Below are 19,258 nucleotides of genomic sequence, written 5' to 3'. Positions count from 1 at the left end.
GGCGAAGTGTCACCGCGCGCGCACCGTGCGCGTGTACGAAGCGATCATCGTCGCCAGTTCCTGCGCGGCGGGCGTGAGCGGAATCGCCGCGCGTTGCAGCAGGCAAACGTTCTGCTCGACCGCCCGCTCGCGCACGGCAATTGCGGTGAGCGTGTTCGCAAACGGCCCGCGCTTCACCACGACCGACGACTCCAGCGACAGACAATCTGTCGCGCCGACCAGATGCAGCGTTTCGTACAAACCTTCGACCGTCGCGATGATTTTCGGCGGCGGCAAAGCGTGACTCTCGAACAGATGATTCAGGCGATTCATCTGCGGATCGTCAGTGAGATTCGGCGAGCGCGTCGCGACCCAGGTGCAATCGGCGAGTTCGGCCAGCGACGTCGCGCCCGCTTTCGGATGACCCTGCCGGCACACGATCACCGGATCGGACGGATACAGCGGCGTCACCGATAGATCCGCCGTGTCCGTATGTTTCGACACCAGCGCCGCCGCGAAATCGAGCGTGCCTTCGCGGATCCACGAGATCATCATGCGCGACGTGCCGGTGCGCAGATGCACGGCAACCCGCTCGAAGCGCGTGCGAAATTCCATCAGCACCGGCGCGAATGCGTCGACGAGCGGTTCGGTGGTCATCCCGAACGTGACCTCGCCGACATAATCGCCGCGCAATTGCTGCACTTCCTGCTCAGCCCGCTCGCATTCGCCGATGATCGCCCCGGCCCGCTGCAACAGCCGCTGCCCCAGCGCAGTCAGCGCAATACCGCGATTCGTACGCGTGAACAGCGTCGCGCCGAGCATCGATTCGAGGTTCTGCAATTGCTGCGTGATCCCGCTCTGCGCGATGCCTAGCGCCCGCGACGCCGCACGAATGCTGCCGTGCTCGGCGACGGCGGTGAATGCGCGCAACTGCGAGATCGTCAATGCCATGCAGTCTTCCGGTTCTGGTGATCGGTAAAAGTGATCATGATAGTCCGAATGGGACTTCTTTGAAGCGCGGCAACACCTTACGATGCGTGCAATCCGCCCAAAACCACACCTCGCCCCCATGAAAATTCCGCTGATGATCCTGAGCGCCGCGCTGACTTTCAGCAGCGGCGCGTTTGCCGCTGAGTCGACCACCTTGCGTCTGGGCATCGACCCGAGCTATCCGCCGATGGACGCCAAAGCGCCCGACGGCAGCTTCAAGGGCTTCGACGTGGATCTCGGCAACGAAATCTGCCGGCGCATCCACGCGCGCTGCCAGTGGGTCGAACTCGAATTTTCGGGGATGATCCCGGCGCTTCAGGCGCGCAAGATCGACGCGATTCTCTCGTCGATGGCGATCACCGAAAAGCGCGAGCAGCAGATTCTGTTTTCGTCGAAGATCTTCCAGTTCAAGTCGCGTCTGGTCGCGCGGCAAGGTTCGCCGCTCGCGGGCGGTGCGAACGCGCTGGCGGGCAAGCAGATCGGCGTGCAATCGGGCACGCAGTTCGAGGCGTATGCGTTGAAGAACTGGGCGCCGCTCGGCGCGCACGTGATCGCGTACAAGGGGCAGGACGAAGTGTTCGCGGACTTGCAGAACGGCCGCCTGGACGGCGCGTTGCTCGGCTCGGTCGAAGCGGACATCGGCTTTTTGCGCACGCCCGCAGGCAAGGGCTTTGCGTTTGTCGGCGAGCCGCTTTCGATGGGCGACCGTGGCGTCGGTATCGGTCTGCGCAAGGATGAAACGGCGGTGCAGGCGTCGATCAACGCGGCCATCGCGTCGATGCTCAAGGACGGCACGTACGCGCAGATCGCGAAGAAGTACTTCGACTTCGATCCGTACGGTAATTGATTCTCTTACTTCTTACTTTTATTGCGCAGGCTTTCCGCTCATGAACAGGCAATCGATTCCGCTTCTATCGCCGGCTATCGGCACGCACCGCGAACTGGTGTCGTTTCATTTCGGCCCTGAAAATAGCGGTCAAAAGATTTATATCCAGTCGTCGTTGCACGCGGACGAAACGCCCGCGATGCTCACGACCGTGCTGCTCAAGCGTCGTCTGATCGAACTGGAGAAGCAGGGTCTGCTGGATGCGGAAATCGTGCTGGTGCCGGTGGCGAATCCGGTCGGTCTCGGTCAGTACGTGCTCGGTCAGTTTCTCGGACGTTTCGATCTGGGCAGCGGCAAGAACTTCAACCGGCACTTCCTGCAATTCTCGAAACTCGTCGCGCGCGCGAAAGAGGCGTTAGGTTCCGACATCAAGGAGAACCGCCGGATCGTTCGCGAGTTGATCGCGGCGGAACTCGCGGAGCAAAAGCCGCTGACCGAATTCGAATCGCTGCAACTGGCGATGCTGAAGCTCTCGTTCGACGCCGACGTCGTGATCGATCTGCATTGCTCGCTCGAAGCCGCGATGCACCTCTACACCAGCGAGGCTGCGTGGCCCGAGTTCGAGCCGTTGTCGCGCTATCTCGGCGCGCAGGCGTCGTTGCTCGCGACCAATTCGGGCGGCGAGTCGTTCGATGAAACGCACAGCCTGTTGTGGTGGACGCTGCAGCAGCAATTGCCCGCGGACAAACCGGTGCCGAACGGCGCGATTGCGGTGACGGTGGAGTGTCGCGGACAGCGGGATGTTTCGTACGAAGTGGCGCAGCAGGACGCCGATGCGATCGTCGATTACCTCGTGTGGCGCAAGGCGATCCGGCTCGACGCGAAGCCGTTGCCGGAGTTGCTGTCGCCCGCTACGCCGCTGGCCGGGAGCGAGCAGTTTTACGCGCCTGTCAGCGGGATTCTCGTGCATCGCGCGACAATCGGCGACACGATTCGCGTCGGCCAGGCGCTGTTCGATATCGTCGATCCGCTGACCGACGAGACCACGACCATCTGCAGCAACACGGAAGGCGTGCTCTATATGCGACGCGCGATCCGTTTCGTCACAACGGGCGCGCCGCTGGGACGTGTGACCGGAACGCGCGCATTCAGAACCGGCGTCTTGCTGGGCGCGTAACTTTTCATTTGCCTGAAAAAAGAACGGGAGCGTTTTCTGCAAGTCAGAAACGCTCCCGTTTTCTATTGCCTGTTCGTGTGGCTATTTTCGTCCGACCAGATACGTCACGCCATTTGGACCGTAGCGTTCCGAATGCGCTTCGTTGGCCTGCAAGTGGAAAACATCGCCGACCTTGTACGCGCGTTCCTGATCGCCGACGCGAATGTGCAGGTCGCCTTCGACAATGAGTGCCTTCGCTTCGAACGGATGCTGATGAACATCCATCGCCGAGTTGGCTTCGCGGGTCACTAAAACGGCCTCGGGGAAGCCATCTTTCGTCAGGCTTTCGGTGAATGTGTCGCGATCCATGAGGTCACCATCGGGGGAAATAGTGACGACGACTTTAACGCTTTCCGCCCGATCGTGCAGGACCGTGCCGGGCTTCGATCAAGTGGTCTTGCGTAACGCAGCCACTCAACCGAAGCCCGCCGTGACACGCGCTTAACTCACCACCAGCACCGGCGCCACCGCTGCCGGATCGCTGATACTCGGCCGACCGTTCTCGACGTGCCCGGCGAGACGGCGCGAGAAGCTCGAGTCATCGTTGCTCGTTACCGTCAGGTCGTACCAGTGATGACTCGACGCCAGCACCCAGGCTTCTTCGATGGCGATACCGGCCGGCACCAGAACAGGACGCGCACGTGCGCCGTACGCGTTATCGGTCACCGTCAGACGGGCGATTCCGCCGCCGCTATTGCTGAACTTCAGGAACACGTTGCCGTTCGCGACGTCGTATTGAACGATCACTTCGGGCTGAGCCGGCTTGTTGCCGATATGCAGGCCCGCAAGCTGCGTCGTTTGCGAAGTCGCCTGCGTATTGCCCGCGTACTTGCGCACGAAGCCGTTCGGCCCGAACACTTCGAACGTGTACACGCCGTTCGTCGTCGTCAGATCGAAGGTCTCGCTGAGCGACTTGCCCGCTTCGACCGTATAGCGCCACGGACCGTCCGTGCGATTCGTCGCGTACACGTAGAAATGCGCGCCCTGATCGCCGGTGTTGGCGATCGTGATCGAGAACGTATTCTTCGACACGTTCGCCGAGCCGTTCACATGCAGTTCGTACGGCAACGCACGCGCGAAACGAATCCCGCTTTCCTGCGGATCAATCGTGCCAGGCGTCGCCGGAACGGTCGGCTTCGGCTGCGTTGCGCACTGGTTGTCGGCGATGCTCTTGTAGTTGCTGGTGTCCGGCAGTGGCGGCACTTTCGAGTCCGGCGTGCGGAAGTCGAATGCGGTGGTCAGGTCGCCGCACACCGCGCGACGCCATGCGGTGATGTTCGGCTCGTGCACGCCAAAACGCGTTTCGATAAAGCGGATCACTGACGTGTGATCGAACACTTGCGAGCACACGAAGCCGCCCTTGGTCCACGGCGACACGATCGTCATCGGCACGCGCGGGCCGAGGCCGTACGGATAGCCGTCGGCGGTATAGCTGCCGCCGCGCTGCGGATTGACCACATTGTGAATCTCGCCCTCGGTGCTGACCGTCGACTTGCCTTGCGCGGCGGTGGTCGCCGGTTGCGGCGGCACGAGGTGATCGAAGAAGCCGTCGTTCTCGTCGTACATGATGAACAGCACGGTCTTGCTCCACACCTCGGGATTCGACGTCAGCGCGTCGAGAATCTGCGACGTGTATTCCGCGCCGTATGCGGGCGTATATTGCGGATGCTCTGAGTATGCAGCCGGCGGACACAACCACGACACTTGCGGCAGCTTGTTCGCGAGCACGTCGGCCTTCAGGTCGTCGATCGTGCGCACGGTTTGCGCGCGCTCGTACAGCGGCGTGCCCGGCTGCGCGTTGATGTAGTTCGTGAAGTTCTGCAGGATGTTGGTGCCGTAGTTGCCGTTCAGCGGATCGGCGCCCGTCAGCCCCTGCTGATAGATCTGCCACGAAATGCCAGCAGCCTGCAGGCGCTCCGGATACGTCGTCCACGAAAGCAACTGATAATTCGGCGGACCGTCGCCGTCCACCCAGTCGTTGTTGTCGAGCAGCGGGCCGCCCATCGTGCCGCTCGGATCGACCATGCCGGTCATCAGATACGCGCGGTTCGGGTGCGTCGGTCCGGGCAGCGAGCAGAAATACGCATCGCAGATGGTGAATGCATCGGCCAGCGCATAGTGGAACGGAATGTCGCTGCGCAGGTGGTAGCCCATCGTCATGTCGGTCTTGTTGGCCGGCCACTGATCGTAACGGCCGCCGTCGATCGCATACTGAGTCTTGTACCACGAGTGATCCAGATCGCCGACGCATTGCGCGCTGGTGGTGGCCGTGTTCAGATGGAACGGCAGCACCGGCTGGGTCGGGTCTTCCTTCGACGGCTGGTTCCACACCGTCTTGCCGTTCGGCAGCGGAATCGGGAAGCGGTCGTTGTAGCCACGCACGCCACGCAGGTGGCCGAAGTAGTGGTCGAACGAGCGGTTTTCCTGCATGAACACGACGATGTGCTCGACATCGCGGATCGTGCCGGTGCGCGAGAATGCAGGCACGGCAAGTGCGTTACGGATCGACTCGGGCAGCGCGGTCATGGCGGCAGCAGCGCCCGCCGACGAAGCCACGGTCTGCAGGAAACGGCGACGGCTATTTGATGTCATCGAATATCACCTTCTGCGGGGGGAAAGAATGGCGCGTCGTGCGCACCGGTGGAATTGGGTCGACTACCGAGGCCGTTCAGTTGCTGCTCCTGCCGTCGCCAGGTGCGTAGCGCATGACGGGGGCAATCTGCTGGTTGTCGGCAGCGAGATTGGCCTGCATGGTCTCTGCGACCGGATCGGAGGCGGCGGGGTCGGCGGCGAAAGGGGCGGACGGTGCGGACGCGCTAGGTGCGAATGCTGCAATCGAGGCGGGCATGCTTTGCTGCGCGGCATCGTTAGCAACCTTGCCCTGCGATGAAGATGACGACGTGGCCGAAGAGGTCGTGGGCGGTGCGGAATCGTCCGCGCCGCAACCGCTCAACGCTGCGCTCAGCGCGATGCTCGATGCGATCGTCGCCATGGCAACCCGTGCAGTGCGGCCCAGATGTTTGTCTCTTTTCATCTCTGCATCCGTTTTTGTGAAAGCGCGTGCAGTCTCCAATCCTTTCAAGAAATAATTGTGAAACGTTTGCGAGTAGTAAAACTTTCTCTAATTCGTCGGTTTTTCGAAAGGAAATGGAAAGTAACAGGAAGGACAATGGTCACTGAAGCGCCATTTGCCTGACATATAGCAATTCGCAGCAATTCGGAAAATCTAATGGTTTTGCATAACGGCTAATTCCATGACACGCATAGAGCGAGCTTTCGACATGGCCCGATTCGAGGACGAATGGCTGGAAGCGGATGGCTTCGGCGGCTTCGCGTCGGGCACGGTGGGCACCCTTCGTACGCGGCGCTATCACGCGCTGCTGCTCACGGCGACGCGTCCGCCTGGCGGGCGCACGGTGCTCGTCAATGGCGTCGAAGCATGGCTCGAGGCGGGCGGGCAGCGGTATCCGCTGAGCATGCAGCGTTATGCGCCGGATGTGATCTACCCGGACCTCAGCGCGAGTCTCGTCGCGTTCGATACCGAGCCGTGGCCCACGTGGCGCTTCCAGTTGAATACGCAAACGTCGGTCGTGGCCGAAGTGCTGGTGAGCAAGGCGACCTGCGAAACGGTATTGCGCTGGCGTATTGAAAACGCCGAAAAATCTGCAGAAATGATTGCGCCTGTATTGAAGGTGAGGCTATTGCTGTCGGGTCGCGATTACCACTCGCTTCATCATGAGAATTCCGCGTTTAATTTCAATGCGAAAATCAGCGACGACAGCGCGTGCGTGAATTGGCAACCCTATGGCGATTTACCGGTCATTCACGCCGCAACGAATGGCGCTTATACGCACGCGCCCGACTGGTATCGAAACTTCTGCTATGTCCGCGAGCGGGAGCGAGGTCTCGATTTCACCGAAGATCTCGCGACGCCCGGCGTGTTCAGCTTCAATCTCGCCGACGCCGATGCGGTGATGATTCTCAGCGCGACGAGCGCGGCGGTGGCGTCGGCGTCTTCCTGCGTGAGCGCGCAGACGGCCGCCGGTCATTCCGCCGAACTCATGAGCGCCGAGCAGCAGCGCCGCGCGAAACTAGGCTCGCGCCTGCAACGTTCCGCCGATGCCTATGTGGTCTCGCGCAACGGAGGCCGCACGATTCTCGCGGGCTTCCCGTGGTTCACCGACTGGGGCCGCGACACGTTCATTGCCATGCGCGGCTTGCTGATCGCGTCGAACCGGCTCGACGACGCCGAGGCGATTCTGCTCGAATGGTCAGGCACGCTGTCCGAAGACATGCTGCCCAATCGCTTCCCCGATTACGGCGATACACCCGAATACAACTCCGTCGATGCATCGTTGTGGTTCGTCGTCGCCGTCCACGACTATCTAGCGACCCCTCATGCAAGCGCTGAAACGCGAGCGCGTCTTCAGCAGGCGGTTGAAGCAATCATCACCGGCTACACGAACGGCACGCGCTTCAACATCCACGCGAGCACTGAAGACGGCCTTCTGAGCGCAGGCGTTCCCGGCGTGCAACTCACGTGGATGGACGCAAAGGTCGGCGATTGGGTGGTCACGCCGCGCATCGGCAAACCGGTCGAGGTGCAGGCGCTGTGGATCAACGCTTTGCGCATTGCAGCAAGCTGGAATCCGCAGTGGCAGCAGGCTGCCGCGCGAGCGTTGCAAGCGTTTCATGAACATTTCATCGACCCGTCCACGCAGATGTTGTTCGATAACGTCGACGTCGATCATGTAAAGGGCGCGACGGATCGCTCGATTCGTCCGAACCAGATTTTCGCGGTAGGCGGTCTGCCGTTTCAATTACTCGATGGCGCGGCGGCGCGCGCGGTGGTCGATCAGGTCGAGGCGCAGTTACTCACGCCAATGGGTTTGAGAACGCTCGCGGCATCCGACCCCGCGTATCGCGGCCGTTACGGCGGCTCGCCACTCGCACGCGACGGCGCCTATCATCAAGGCACGGTGTGGCCGTGGCTGCTCGGGCCGTTCGTCGAGGCGTGGCTGCGGGTTCGCGGCAACACAACCGACGCGCGCGCCGAAGCCGAACAGCGTTTTCTCGCGCCGCTGTACGCGCATCTCGATCACGCGGGCCTTGATCATCTGTCTGAAATCGCGGATGGCGACGCGCCTCACGCGCCTGCGGGTACGCCGTTTCAGGCCTGGTCGCTCGGCGAGTTGCTGCGCATTGAAAGCCTGCTTGCCGGGTTGAAGCCCACGTCCGCGTAAACCGCGCTACGATGTGTGTCCCACCGCAAGCCCGATGCAAGGACGTTGTCATGCCACCGCTGCGCGCTGCCAATCTGCTCGCCACCATCGAAGGTTCCCGACTGCACTCCGCCGACTGCGCCCACTGGCAACGCTGGGGGCCGTATTTGAGCGAGCGTCAGTGGGGCACGGTGCGCGAGGACTACAGCGCAGACGGCACCGCGTGGGACTCGTTCCCGCACGATCATGCGCGCAGCCGCGCGTATCGCTGGGGCGAAGACGGTATTGCCGGTTTCGGCGACGACAAGCTGAGCTGGTGCGTATCGCTCGCGCTGTGGAATCGTAAGGACCCGATCCTGAAAGAGCGTTTGTTCGGCGTCACGAATTCGCAAGGCAATCACGGCGAGGACGTGAAGGAGTTGTACTTCTACGTCGACGGCACGCCGACGCATTCGTACATGCGCATGCTTTACAAGTATCCGCACGCGGCTTTTCCGTATAACGACCTCGTGCAGGAAAACGCGCGCCGTGGCGGCGACATGCCGGAGTACGAAATTCTCGATACCGGCGTGTTCGACGATCTGCGTTATTTCGACGTGCAGGTCGAATATGCGAAGCACGCGCCCGACGACATCGTGATGCGCGTGACCATCGAAAATCGCGCGGATCAGGCGGCGTCGCTCGATGTGCTGCCGCAAATCTGGGCGCGCAATTCGTGGTCGTGGAAAGAGAACAAAGACAAGCCATCGCTGGTTGCCGGAACCGATCACGACGGCGGCGTTCATCTGGTGGGTCGTCAGCATGGTCATGAGCCGATCGTCGTGACCGCCTGGTCGAACGACGCGCCGCAAATCAAATGGCTGTTCTGCGAAAACGATACGAACGTCAAGCGTCTTTTCAACATGGACGGCGCGGGTCCGTTCAAGGACGGCTTCAACGACTACCTCGTGCAGGGCGACCAGCATGCCATCCGCGACGACGCGGGCACCAAGGCCGGCGCGCACGCGGCGCTGGAACTCGCGCCACATGCACGCGCTGTCGTCTACATGCGCTGGCGTCCGCAGTCGGCTCCCGACGATGTGCAGTTCGACGCCGAGGCCGTTTTCGCGCGGCGTATCGCGGAAGCCGACGAATTCTATGGCGCGTTGCAGCACGAAATAGCCGATCCTGATGCACGGCTCGTGCAGCGGCAGGCGCTCGCGGGCATGCTGTGGTCGAAGCAGTATTACCAGTACGACGTGCAACGCTGGCTCGAAGGCGATCCGCTGCAACCTGCGCCGCCTGCCGGGCGCAAACACGGCCGTAATGCGGACTGGCGGCATCTGTGCAATGCCGACATCGTGTCGATGCCCGACAAGTGGGAGTACCCGTGGTACGCATCGTGGGATCTCGCGTTTCATGCCGCGGCATTCGCGCTGATCGACCCGGCGTTTGCGAAGCGTCAGTTGCTGTTGCTGGTGAAGGACCGCTATCAGCATCCGAACGGCCAGCTACCGGCATACGAATGGGCGCTCGGCGACGCCAATCCGCCGGTGCATGCGTGGGCCGCGTGGCGCGTCTACGAGATCGACCGCGCGATGACCGGCAAGGCGGATCGCGATTTCCTCGAACTCGTCTTTCATAAGCTGCTGCTGAATTTCTCGTGGTGGGTGAACCGCAAGGACGCCGACGGCCACAATATTTTCCAGGGTGGTTTTCTCGGACTCGACAACGTCGGTATCTTCGACCGCTCGTCGCCGCTGCCGACCGGCGGTCACATCGATCAGGCCGACGGCACCGCATGGATGGCCGCGTACGCGCTCGACCTGATGCGTATCGCGCTCGAACTCGCGTACGCGAACCATGTGTTCGTCGATATCGGCGTGAAGTTTTTTGAGCACTTCCTGTATATCGCCGAAGCGGTGAGTTGCGACGACGGTTGCGATACCGGCCTGTGGGACAGCGAAGACGAGTTCTTCTACGACAAGCTGCGCCTGCCCGACGGCAGCAATATTCCGATGCGCGTGCGGTCCATCGTCGGCCTGATTCCGCTGTTCGCCGTGCACGTGCTCGAAGAACGTCTGCACGGCGGCCTGCCGTGTCTGCGCGAGCGGCTCGTGTGGTTCCTCGAACATCGTCCCGATCTGGCGAAGCTGGTGTCGCGCTGGAACGAGCCGGGCAAAGGCAACGCGCTGCTGCTGTCGCTGCTGCGCGGGCATCGGATGAAAGCATTGTTGCGGCGCGCACTCGACGAAAGCGAATTCCTCTCCGATCACGGCGTGCGCGCGCTGTCCCGATACCATCGCGACCACCCGTTCGTGTTCAATCACAATGGCGACAGCTTCACGGTGAAGTATTTGCCGGCTGAATCCGACACGCGCGTGTTCGGCGGTAATTCCAACTGGCGCGGTCCGGTGTGGATGCCGGTGAATTATCTGCTGATCGAATCGTTGTACGAATTTCACCGCTATTACGGCGAGAATTTCCGTGTCGAGTATCCGACCGGCTCGGGCCAAAAGTTCTCGCTTAGCGAAATCGCCGACGAACTGGCACGCCGTGCGACCACTCTGTTTCTGAAGAACAAGGACGGCGAGCGGCCTGTGATGGGCGCTTATCCGCTGTTGCAGGCCGACCCGCGCTCGCGTGATCTGATCCTGTTCCACGAGTATTTTCACGGCGACAATGGGCGCGGCGTCGGCGCTTCGCATCAGACTGGCTGGACCGGACTGGTCGCGCTGCTGCTGCAACCGCGTGTGATGGCCGCATCGGGCAATGTGCCGGTGACGGGCGAGCCGGAAGCGGCTGCTGCCGCTGCGCCGCCTGCTGCTGCGTCTGCGCCTGTTCATGCGCAGGAGTCGGTGCCGGAGCCGGCCGCTGTCGAAGCCGGCTCGGCGATCAAGTAACTCAATTAACTCAGGTAACGAGTAGCGCGTTTCGAACCGGGCGCACCGGCACTGCGCGTGAAACACCAGCGTCAAAGTGCGGCACATGGGGTTACATAAGCCCTACAACCTCGCGTGCCGCGCAAATCGTCAGAATCGTTTTTGAACTGTGCGGGTTCGTGCATGGTCTTTCATGTACCGCCACGTTGTTCCATTGGCTTCCTCAAGTGAATCCCATGCCGACTACACCGAACGCTCAAGCTTCCGATCAATCCGCCGCCAGTCAAACGCCTAGCTGCAAGGTCAGCGCAAGCCCGCAGGAGGCGCCTGCGTCGCCGGCCGGCAAGCGGCCCGCGCCACCCTGCACGCTGGTGATCTTCGGCGCGGGCGGCGACCTGACCAAGCGTCTTCTGATGCCCGCGCTCTACAACCTCGCCGTCGATGGCCTGCTCGACAATGGCATGAAGATCATCGGCGTCAATCATGGCGAGCGCGAAACGACGGAGTGGGTCGACGACCTGCACAAGTCGCTCGAACAGTTTGCCGCCGACAAAGCCAGCACCTTCCACGCGGGCAAGCTCGACGACAAAGCATGGGACTGGGTCGCGCAACGCCTCGAATACATGGCAGGCGAGTTCGAAAGCGACGACACGTTTGCGAAGCTCAAGCAGAAGCTCGATCAATCGTCGGGCGGTAACGTGATTTTTTATCTCGCGGTCACGTCGCGCTTTTTCAAACCGATCGTCGAGCATCTCGGCAAAGCCGGATTGCTGAAAGAAGGCGACGGCGATAAAGGCGGTTTCCGCCGCATCGTCATCGAGAAACCGTTCGGCACCGACCTCGCTTCGGCGCGCGATCTGAACGCGCACATCCTGTCGTACGCGAAAGAAGAGCAGGTGTATCGCATCGATCACTTTCTCGGCAAGGACACCGTGCAGAGCATTCTCGCGGTGCGTTTCGCGAATGCGCTGTTCGAGCCGGTATGGCGGCGCGAATATATCGACAGCGTGCAGATCACGGCAGCGGAAACGATCGGCGTGGAAGGGCGCGGCAAATTCTACGAGCAGACCGGTGCGTTTCGCGACATGCTGCCGAACCACCTGTTCCAGTTGCTCGGTATGGTCGCGATGGAGCCGCCCAATTCGTTCGACGCCGAAGCCGTGCGCGACAAGAAAGCCGATATCTTCGACGCGATCAAACCGCTGACGCCCGACGACGTGGTCTTCGGTCAATACGAAAAAGGCCCTTCTGGCGTGGGCTATCGTGAAGAACCGGACGTCGCGCCGGACAGCACGACCGAGACCTATGCCGCCGCGCGCGTGTTCGTCGAGAACTGGCGTTGGGCTGGCGTGCCGTTTTATCTGCGCACGGGCAAGCGGCTCGCCGCGCGTCGCACGGAGATTTCGGTGCAGCTCAAGCCGGTGCCGTTCCGTCTGTTCCGCGACACGCCGGTCGATGCGCTCACGCCGAACGTGCTGACCTTGCGCATCGATCCCGCGCACGGCACGAGCTTCGACTTCAACGTGAAAACACCGGGGCCGGTGATGCAGGTTGGCGCGGTGCAGTCATCGTTCGATTACAACGACTTCTTTACCGAGCGCGCGAATGTCGGCTACGAGACGCTGCTGTACGACTGCATGCTCGGCGACGAAACGCTGTTTCAACGCGCGGACAGTATCGAGACGAGTTGGAGCGCGGTCGACGACGTGCTGCATCCGAAAACCGGCGGCGCGGTGCCGGTGCATGGTTACGCATCCGGCAGCGAAGGACCGGCGCAGGCAGATGCGTTGCTCGCGCGCGACGGGCACGCATGGCGTCCGTTGAAACAGGAACCGGTCGAGAAGAAGTAATTCCAGCATCCGCGATCAACATAATCGGGGGACACCTTGGCAACACGTAAAACCGCAGGCAAGACAGTCAGTAAGACAGCCGGCAAGACCACGAGCGGCGCAACGCGCAATGCGAAAGCGACGGCCAGCACCGAACGTATTCTCGCGATCGACGTGGGCGGCACCGGCCTGAAAGCCGCGATCATCGACGCTGACGGACAGATGAAAACCGAACGCGTGCGTGTGGCGACGCCGCACCCGTGCACGCCCGCGCAACTGGTGGACGCGTTGTTCGCGTTAGTGACGCCGCTGGTCGAGCAGCAACCGCCCACGCTGATGTCGATCGGCTTTCCCGGCGTGGTGCGTGACAACCGCATTCTGACCGCGCCGCATTTCGGCGTGGAAGGCTGGCACGACATTGCGCTTGCGGATTCGCTGGCGCAGCGGCTGGGCGGCTTGCCGGTGCGCATGATCAACGATGCTGAAATGCAGGGCTTCGCCGCGATCGAAGGACACGGCCTCGAATTCGTGCTGACGCTCGGCACGGGCGCGGGCACCGCGATGTTCCGCGACGGCGAGCTGATGCCGCATCTCGAACTCGCGCATCATCCGGTGAGCAAGAAAGGCGTCGCATACGACGAATACATTGGCGACGCCGCGCGCGACAAAGTGGGCAACAAGCGCTGGAACAAGCGGGTCGAGAAAGTGATCGGCATTCTCGATTCGCTCGTGAATTACGACAAATTGTGGATTGGCGGCGGCAATGCGGCGCGTCTGAAGTTCGACTTGCCGGCCAACGTGGCGACCGTTTCGAACGACGCCGGTATTGAAGGCGGCGCGCGTCTGTGGCATCCGAAATCTTTCCGCGAGACGCGGCAGTTGCCGGAAGCCAATCAGCGCAGCGGGCATTTCAAGTAGGCGCGGGTTCAGGCCTTCAGCAAGACCTGCCGCGCCTGTGACTAGCGCGCGGCATCTCCCCAGCGATACTGCACGCTGGCTTCGTCGAGTTGCGTCTTGATCTGCGGATCGAGCACGAGTTCGCAGGCCGCGAGCGTATCGCTCAATTGTTCCGCGCGGCTTGCGCCGATAATCGCCGATGTAATCAGCGGATTGGCGAGCACCCACGCGAGCGACACGCGTGTCAACGACTCGCCGGTCGTTGCGGCAATCGCCTTCAGTTGCTCGATGGTCTCGAACTCGCGCTGATGCCAGTAGCGCTCCTGATACATCGCGCCCGCCTTGCCGACGGTCTCGGTGAAGCGCCCGGTCGCAGGTGTCGCATCGAGTCGATGCTTGCCGGTCAGCAAGCCGCCCGCAAGCGGGTTGTAGGGCATCACGGCCAACCCTTCCTCGCTCGCCAACGGCAGCAATTCCCGCTCGATCTGACGGAACAGCAGGTTGTAGCGCGGCTGCACCGACACGAAACGCGCCGTGCGCAACACATCTGCGCGTCCTAAGGCGCGCGCGAGCCGGTAAGCGAGGAAGTTCGACACGCCGATATAGCGCGCCTTACCCGAGCGCACGATCACGTCGAGCGCTTCGAGAGTTTCGTCGAGCGGCGTGTTCGCGTCGTCGGAATGAAGCTGGTAGAGGTCGACGTAATCGGTGCCGAGGCGGCGCAGCGACGCGTCGATTGCGTCCAGCAGATGTTTGCGCGACGCGCCCTGATCCCAGTCCGCCGGTCCCATTTTGCCGACCGCCTTGGTCGCCAGAATGAAGCGCTCGCGTTTGCCCTTCAGCCAGCGCCCGACGATTTCCTCCGTGCGCCCGGCAATATTTTCGCCGCCGCCGAGCGGATACACATTGGCGGTATCGATGAAATTCACGCCGGCATCCGCCGCCGTATCAAGAATGCGATGTGAGACGTCTTCCTCAGTTTGCAGGCCAAAAGTCATCGTGCCGAGACACAGGCGCGAAACGTTCAGGCCGGTATGGCCGAATTTGCGGTATTGCATGACTCACTCCGGGATGGACGGGGCACTAGCGCGATGCAGTGTTGCAAAAAGGATAAACGGAGTCGCAATTTAGTGTGCTTCACAACGGCAATCTGACGTTATTTATTTGAAAGAATAAAGAGACGCTTTAAATATCCAGAATCCCTATGCTGATTGGCTTTTAAATCGTCTGATATTACAAATAAGTAATAAAACGCGATGAGGCATAGGCTGATCTTTACAAACGCCATTCGCTCGTAAAATTCCGAAACAATTTCATTACATCCGGTTAGATAAGTCGCGATTGTAGGGTTGTAAGGCGTGTGGAATGATAGCGATTCTCATTTAAAAACCAGCCAGCCACCCCGTCATCGCGTGCTCGACGAGCGCGAACGGCAGCCAGCCACTTGCGTTTTTGTCATCGATTCCATGACATTCATGCGAATTTGGCACGCGCACATCTGACGGGATTTCCATGTTCAACCACACGCCGCTCGCGACTGCGTTAGCGCTAGCTTTTGCCATTCCATTTGCAACACCCGCAGTGGCGCAGACCGCGCCCCAGGCTACATCGCAATCCGCGACCGACAACGCAGCGACCGGCGCAAACGCAAACGCGAACGCAGCGACGAACACAGCAACAACCGCAACGAAAACAACCACTGCCGCCGACAGCGGCACCTTGCCGACCATCGGCGTCGCCGCGCAAGTCGAGCAACAGGACTTCCAGGCCGAGCGCTCGAACGTCGGCGCGAAGACGCCGACGGCGCTGCGCGACATCCCGCAGACCGTGACGGTCATCAACAAGGACGTGCTCGCGTCGCAAGGCGCGACGTCGTTTCAGGACGCGCTGCGCAATGCGCCGGGCGTGACGATCGGCGGCGCGGAAGGCGGGCAGATCGGCAACAACATCAACCTGCGCGGCTTCACGGCGCAGAACGACATTTACCTGGACGGCTTCCGCGATCGCAATCAGTACTATCGCGACACCTTCGACCTCGAAGAAATCGAAGTGCTGTACGGTCCTTCGTCGATGCTGTTCGGTCGTGGCTCGACGGGCGGCGTGATCAATCAGGTCAGCAAGAAAGCGAACCTGAAAGACTCCGCGGAAATCTCGACGACGGTCGGCACCGACGACCACTATCGCACCTCGGTCGACGTGAATCACAAGCTCACCGACACGTCGGCGATCCGCCTGAACGCGTTCGGCCAGAGCATCGGTTCGACGCGGGACGTGATGAAGAACAAGGACTTCGGCATTGCGCCGGAAGTGCGCTTCGGCATCGGCACGCCGACCGAAGTCACGCTGTCCGCGCTGATCCAGCACAACCACGACCAGCCGGACTACGGCATCCAGGCGTTGAACGGCCGCCCTGCGCCGGTGTCGCGCAACACGTTCTACGGCCTGACCAGCGACCGCACGATCCAGGACGTGCAGACCTTCAACGCGTCGATCAAGCACAAGTTCTCGGACGCGCTCACGTTCACCAACCAGACGCAGCTCTCGCACTCGATGACCGATGCGCGCGAAACCGCGCCGCAAGCGGTGTTGACCGGTCCGCTCTCGACGAGCACGGCGTTGACCAACGGCAATTTCACGACGCTGCCGCCGTCGGAACTGTTCATCAAGTTGCAGAGCCACGATCGTGTGATCGAGAACCACTCGATCTACAACGACACGATGGTCGAATACAAATTCGACACCGGCCCGATCAAGCACGACATGATCGCCGGTATCGAACTCGGCCACGACAGCTACACGAACCAGGCCTACACGCGTAACAACCTGCCGGTCGTGACGATGGTCGACCCGGCGATCATGTCGTCGCCAGCCGGAGTGACGACCACGGTCGGCAACTTCGCCGATTCGGGGTCGAACGAAATCGCCGCGTATTTGAACGACACCGTCTCGCTGAATCAGCACTGGAAGGTGATTGGCGGCCTGCGCTGGGATCGCTTTCAGGCGCAGATCCACAACACGGTCAGCCTGCCGTCCTACGCGACACAGACTAACTTCTTCACCAGCGTCCGCGCCGGCGTGATTTATCAGCCGAGCGACTGGCAGTCGTACTACGTGTCGTACGGCACGTCGTTCGACCCGTCGCTCGAAGCGTTGACGCTGACCAACCTGACGCAGAACCTCGCGCCGGAGTCGACCAAATCGTATGAAGTGGGCGGCAAGTGGGATCTGCTGGGCGGCAATCTGTCGGTGAATTCCGCGTTCTTCCGCGAGGAAATGGACAACGCGCGCACCCAGGTGTCGACGACCGAATACGAGCTTGACGGCGACATCCGCGTGGACGGTTTTCAGGCCGGCGTGACGGGTCACATCACCGACAAGTGGCAGATTTTCGGCGGCTATACGTACATGGACGCGATCATCCTGAAGGCCGCCGACGGCACGCAGGGTCACGTACCGGCCAACACGCCGCGCAATACGCTGACGTTGTGGTCGACCTACGCGATCACGCCGCATTGGGAGATCGGCGGCGGTCCGACCTACATGTCGCCGCGTTACGCGTCGAACACGAACTACGTGCGCGTGCCGGGCTATACGCGTTGGGACGCGACGGCTGCGTATCACGCGAAGAAGTACGATGTGCGCCTGAATCTGCTGAACCTGACCAACAAGGAATACTTCGACGCGCTGATTCCGTCTGACGGCGGCCGTTCGGTGCCGGGCATCGGCCGCACGTTGCTGGCGACGTTCGATTACCGCTTCTGATCGATTCACGCGAATCGGATGCGTCGGGCTTGCCGGTCTGTTAACTTCGGTAACACGAACAAGCACGAAAACGCCGGCCAGCCGGCAAGCCGACACAAAGGAAACACAATGTTGCTGCATATTCCGAACGTACTGGATACAGAGCAGTTGCGCTTCGTACGCGAGCGGCTCGACCAGGCGGGCGACGCCTGGGTGGATGGCCGCGCGACTGCCGGTTATCAAGGTGCGCCAGTCAAGCGCAACCAGCAGATCGCCGAGTACTCGCCGGTGGCGCGCGAACTCGGCGACGTGGTTGTCGCGTCGATCGAACGCAACCCGCTGTTCATCAGCGCGGTGCTGCCGAATCAGGTGTATCCGCCGCTGTTCAATCGTTACGAAGACGGCATGCATTTCGGCAGTCACGTCGACGGTGCGGTGCGGGTCTTGCCCAACGGCGTGAAACTGCGCACCGACGTATCGGCGACGCTGTTCATTTCCGATCCGGCCGATTACGACGGCGGCGAACTCGTCATCGAAGACACCTACGGCGTGCAGCAGGTGAAGCTGCCGGCGGGCGACATGATCGTCTACCCGGCCACCAGCCTGCATCAGATCACGCCGGTCACGCGCGGAGTTCGCGTCGCCAGTTTCTTCTGGGTGCAGAGCCTCGTGCGCAGCGACACGCAGCGCGCGTTGCTGTTCGATATGGACACCGCCATTCAACGTCTGAATGCAACCCACGCCGACGATGCTGCACGCCGCAGCCTGGTCGGCTGTTATCACAATCTATTGCGTACCTGGAGTGAAACGTGAGCGTACCCGAGACTATCGACCTTCAACCGCCTGCTGGCATGGAGCGCGCGGCGCGCGAGCCGCACCGACTCGACAGCGACGAGCTGAAGTCGCGCCAGAAGCGCTCGCGGCGCGCGACCTTCGTCAAGTGGCTGCGCAAGGTGCACGGCTGGGTCGGTTTGTGGGGCGCGGTTTTAGGCCTGCTGTTCGGCACGACCGGGTTCTTTCTGAATCATCGGGGCGGCCCGCTCAGAGTGTCGACCGGCGAGCCGCAAGTGTCGTCGATGCAGGTGCCGGTGCCGCAACCCGCGCCGGACACGCCGCGCGAACTCGGCAAATGGCTCAAGCACGAACTCAAGCTGACGGGTAATCCGGGCCGCGTGCAGAAAGAGCCGGCACATCCCGTTGCGTGGGGCGACCGCAGCGTCGTTCAGCCTGAACACTGGCAATTGAATTTCGCGTCGCCGCGTGAGAATACGTCGGTTGAATACTGGGTCGGCAATGGCTTTGTGACGGTCAAGCGCAGCGAGAACACCTTCCTCGCAATGCTGACGAACCTGCACAAAGGCGTCGGCCTGAGCGTCGGCTGGGTGCTGCTGATCGATACGCTTGCAGGCAGTCTGATTCTTCTGTCGCTCACCGGCGTTCTGCTGTGGACCGAGTTGAATAAGCGCAAGACGGTTGGCGTGGTGCTGGTGCTAGGGTCGATCGCGGCCGCCGTTTGCATGGCCACGATGTAAGAAAAGCCTGTTTTTAAGGCGGCGAAACCGGTCGGCGCATGAGTTGCCTCATGAAAACCCGATCGGGAAGTTCGCCTCGTACGCTCTCTTCGTCGAGGTATGTTTTACCGCGATTTTCCGTCTGCGCCGCGTCGTTCTCCGACGCGGCCAACGCGACCTGGCCGA

Annotated in this window: 14 protein-coding genes; 9 read left to right on the top strand and 5 right to left on the bottom strand. The window is 61.5% G+C overall.

Translation table 11 applies throughout. The features are described 5' to 3' along the window. Positions 1–9: 9 nt before the first annotated feature. Entirely contained in the window at positions 10–930 is a 921-nt protein-coding gene (locus tag BLS41_RS28520) for a LysR family transcriptional regulator (protein ID WP_074770824.1), read from the bottom strand. Positions 931–1,048: 118 nt separating this feature from the next. Between BLS41_RS28520 and BLS41_RS28515 the strand changes: the two genes are divergently transcribed. Then, entirely contained in the window at positions 1,049–1,816 is a 768-nt protein-coding gene (locus BLS41_RS28515; RefSeq protein ID WP_074770823.1) for a transporter substrate-binding domain-containing protein, read from the top strand. Between the two features lie 40 nt (positions 1,817–1,856). After that, a complete protein-coding gene (locus tag BLS41_RS28510; protein WP_074770822.1) occupies positions 1,857–2,972 on the top strand; it encodes a succinylglutamate desuccinylase/aspartoacylase family protein in 1,116 nt (371 codons plus the stop codon). A gap of 81 nt (positions 2,973–3,053) precedes the next feature. Here BLS41_RS28510 and BLS41_RS28505 read toward each other — a convergent pair whose 3' ends face one another. The 3 genes from BLS41_RS28505 to BLS41_RS28495 all read right to left on the bottom strand — a co-directional run bounded on the left by BLS41_RS28505 (position 3,054) and on the right by BLS41_RS28495 (position 6,045). Next, the gene (locus BLS41_RS28505) at positions 3,054–3,320 is read right to left on the bottom strand and encodes a cupin domain-containing protein (protein WP_074770821.1); all 267 of its coding nucleotides are present in this window, start codon (positions 3,318–3,320) and stop codon (positions 3,054–3,056) included. Positions 3,321–3,452: 132 nt separating this feature from the next. Next, positions 3,453–5,603 carry a phosphocholine-specific phospholipase C gene (locus BLS41_RS28500; protein WP_074770820.1) on the bottom strand — a complete coding sequence of 717 codons (2,151 nt, stop codon included), beginning with the start codon at positions 5,601–5,603 and terminating at the stop codon, positions 3,453–3,455. Between the two features lie 76 nt (positions 5,604–5,679). After that, positions 5,680–6,045 carry a hypothetical protein gene (locus tag BLS41_RS28495; protein WP_074770819.1) on the bottom strand — a complete coding sequence of 122 codons (366 nt, stop codon included), beginning with the start codon at positions 6,043–6,045 and terminating at the stop codon, positions 5,680–5,682. A gap of 220 nt (positions 6,046–6,265) precedes the next feature. Between BLS41_RS28495 and BLS41_RS28490 the strand changes: the two genes are divergently transcribed. The 4 genes from BLS41_RS28490 to BLS41_RS28475 all read left to right on the top strand — a co-directional run bounded on the left by BLS41_RS28490 (position 6,266) and on the right by BLS41_RS28475 (position 13,841). Then, a complete protein-coding gene (locus tag BLS41_RS28490) occupies positions 6,266–8,254 on the top strand; it encodes an amylo-alpha-1,6-glucosidase (RefSeq protein WP_074770818.1) in 1,989 nt (662 codons plus the stop codon). 50 nt (positions 8,255–8,304) lie between these two features. Further along, the gene (locus BLS41_RS28485; RefSeq protein WP_074770817.1) at positions 8,305–11,115 is read left to right on the top strand and encodes an MGH1-like glycoside hydrolase domain-containing protein; all 2,811 of its coding nucleotides are present in this window, start codon (positions 8,305–8,307) and stop codon (positions 11,113–11,115) included. Positions 11,116–11,330: 215 nt separating this feature from the next. Next, entirely contained in the window at positions 11,331–12,944 is a 1,614-nt protein-coding gene (zwf, locus tag BLS41_RS28480) for a glucose-6-phosphate dehydrogenase (RefSeq protein WP_074770816.1), read from the top strand. A 138-nt stretch (positions 12,945–13,082) separates the two neighbouring features. Continuing rightward, entirely contained in the window at positions 13,083–13,841 is a 759-nt protein-coding gene (locus BLS41_RS28475) for an ROK family protein (protein ID WP_074771246.1), read from the top strand. Positions 13,842–13,882: 41 nt separating this feature from the next. On the opposite strand, the gene BLS41_RS28470 is transcribed toward BLS41_RS28475, so the two are convergent. Further along, positions 13,883–14,878: an aldo/keto reductase gene (locus BLS41_RS28470; RefSeq protein ID WP_074770815.1), complete on the bottom strand. Its 996-nt coding sequence runs from the start codon at positions 14,876–14,878 to the stop codon at positions 13,883–13,885. Positions 14,879–15,332: 454 nt separating this feature from the next. On the opposite strand from BLS41_RS28470, the gene BLS41_RS28465 reads away from it, so the two are divergent. The 3 genes from BLS41_RS28465 (at position 15,333) to BLS41_RS28455 (ending at position 19,093) form a co-directional block, all read left to right on the top strand. Further along, the gene (locus BLS41_RS28465) at positions 15,333–17,582 is read left to right on the top strand and encodes a TonB-dependent receptor (protein ID WP_074770814.1); all 2,250 of its coding nucleotides are present in this window, start codon (positions 15,333–15,335) and stop codon (positions 17,580–17,582) included. Positions 17,583–17,690: 108 nt separating this feature from the next. Then, positions 17,691–18,374, top strand: a complete 684-nt coding sequence (locus BLS41_RS28460; RefSeq protein WP_074770813.1) for a Fe2+-dependent dioxygenase — start codon at positions 17,691–17,693, stop codon at positions 18,372–18,374. Further along, the gene (locus BLS41_RS28455) at positions 18,371–19,093 is read left to right on the top strand and encodes a PepSY-associated TM helix domain-containing protein (RefSeq protein ID WP_074770812.1); all 723 of its coding nucleotides are present in this window, start codon (positions 18,371–18,373) and stop codon (positions 19,091–19,093) included. Before BLS41_RS28460 ends, BLS41_RS28455 begins: the two co-directional genes overlap by 4 nt. Positions 19,094–19,258: the final 165 nt, after the last annotated feature.

The sequence above is a fragment of the Paraburkholderia fungorum genome (genome assembly GCF_900099835.1).
GTDB lineage: Bacteria > Pseudomonadota > Gammaproteobacteria > Burkholderiales > Burkholderiaceae > Paraburkholderia > Paraburkholderia fungorum_A.
Note: the sequence above shows the minus strand (reverse complement) of the source record. Positions and strands in the feature narration are given on the sequence as shown.

What these genes read in the sequence shown, in the direction of transcription:
- BLS41_RS28520 (WP_074770824.1), bottom strand. Translation starts at nt 930, where the DNA reads ATGGCATTGACGATCTCGCAGTTGCGCGCATTCACCGCCGTCGCCGAG.
- BLS41_RS28515 (WP_074770823.1), top strand. Translation starts at nt 1,049, where the DNA reads ATGAAAATTCCGCTGATGATCCTGAGCGCCGCGCTGACTTTCAGCAGC.
- BLS41_RS28510 (WP_074770822.1), top strand. Translation starts at nt 1,857, where the DNA reads ATGAACAGGCAATCGATTCCGCTTCTATCGCCGGCTATCGGCACGCAC.
- BLS41_RS28505 (WP_074770821.1), bottom strand. Translation starts at nt 3,320, where the DNA reads ATGGATCGCGACACATTCACCGAAAGCCTGACGAAAGATGGCTTCCCC.
- BLS41_RS28500 (WP_074770820.1), bottom strand. Translation starts at nt 5,603, where the DNA reads ATGACATCAAATAGCCGTCGCCGTTTCCTGCAGACCGTGGCTTCGTCG.
- BLS41_RS28495 (WP_074770819.1), bottom strand. Translation starts at nt 6,045, where the DNA reads ATGAAAAGAGACAAACATCTGGGCCGCACTGCACGGGTTGCCATGGCG.
- BLS41_RS28490 (WP_074770818.1), top strand. Translation starts at nt 6,266, where the DNA reads ATGACACGCATAGAGCGAGCTTTCGACATGGCCCGATTCGAGGACGAA.
- BLS41_RS28485 (WP_074770817.1), top strand. Translation starts at nt 8,305, where the DNA reads ATGCCACCGCTGCGCGCTGCCAATCTGCTCGCCACCATCGAAGGTTCC.
- zwf (WP_074770816.1), top strand. Translation starts at nt 11,331, where the DNA reads ATGCCGACTACACCGAACGCTCAAGCTTCCGATCAATCCGCCGCCAGT.
- BLS41_RS28470 (WP_074770815.1), bottom strand. Translation starts at nt 14,878, where the DNA reads ATGCAATACCGCAAATTCGGCCATACCGGCCTGAACGTTTCGCGCCTG.
- BLS41_RS28465 (WP_074770814.1), top strand. Translation starts at nt 15,333, where the DNA reads ATGTTCAACCACACGCCGCTCGCGACTGCGTTAGCGCTAGCTTTTGCC.
- BLS41_RS28460 (WP_074770813.1), top strand. Translation starts at nt 17,691, where the DNA reads ATGTTGCTGCATATTCCGAACGTACTGGATACAGAGCAGTTGCGCTTC.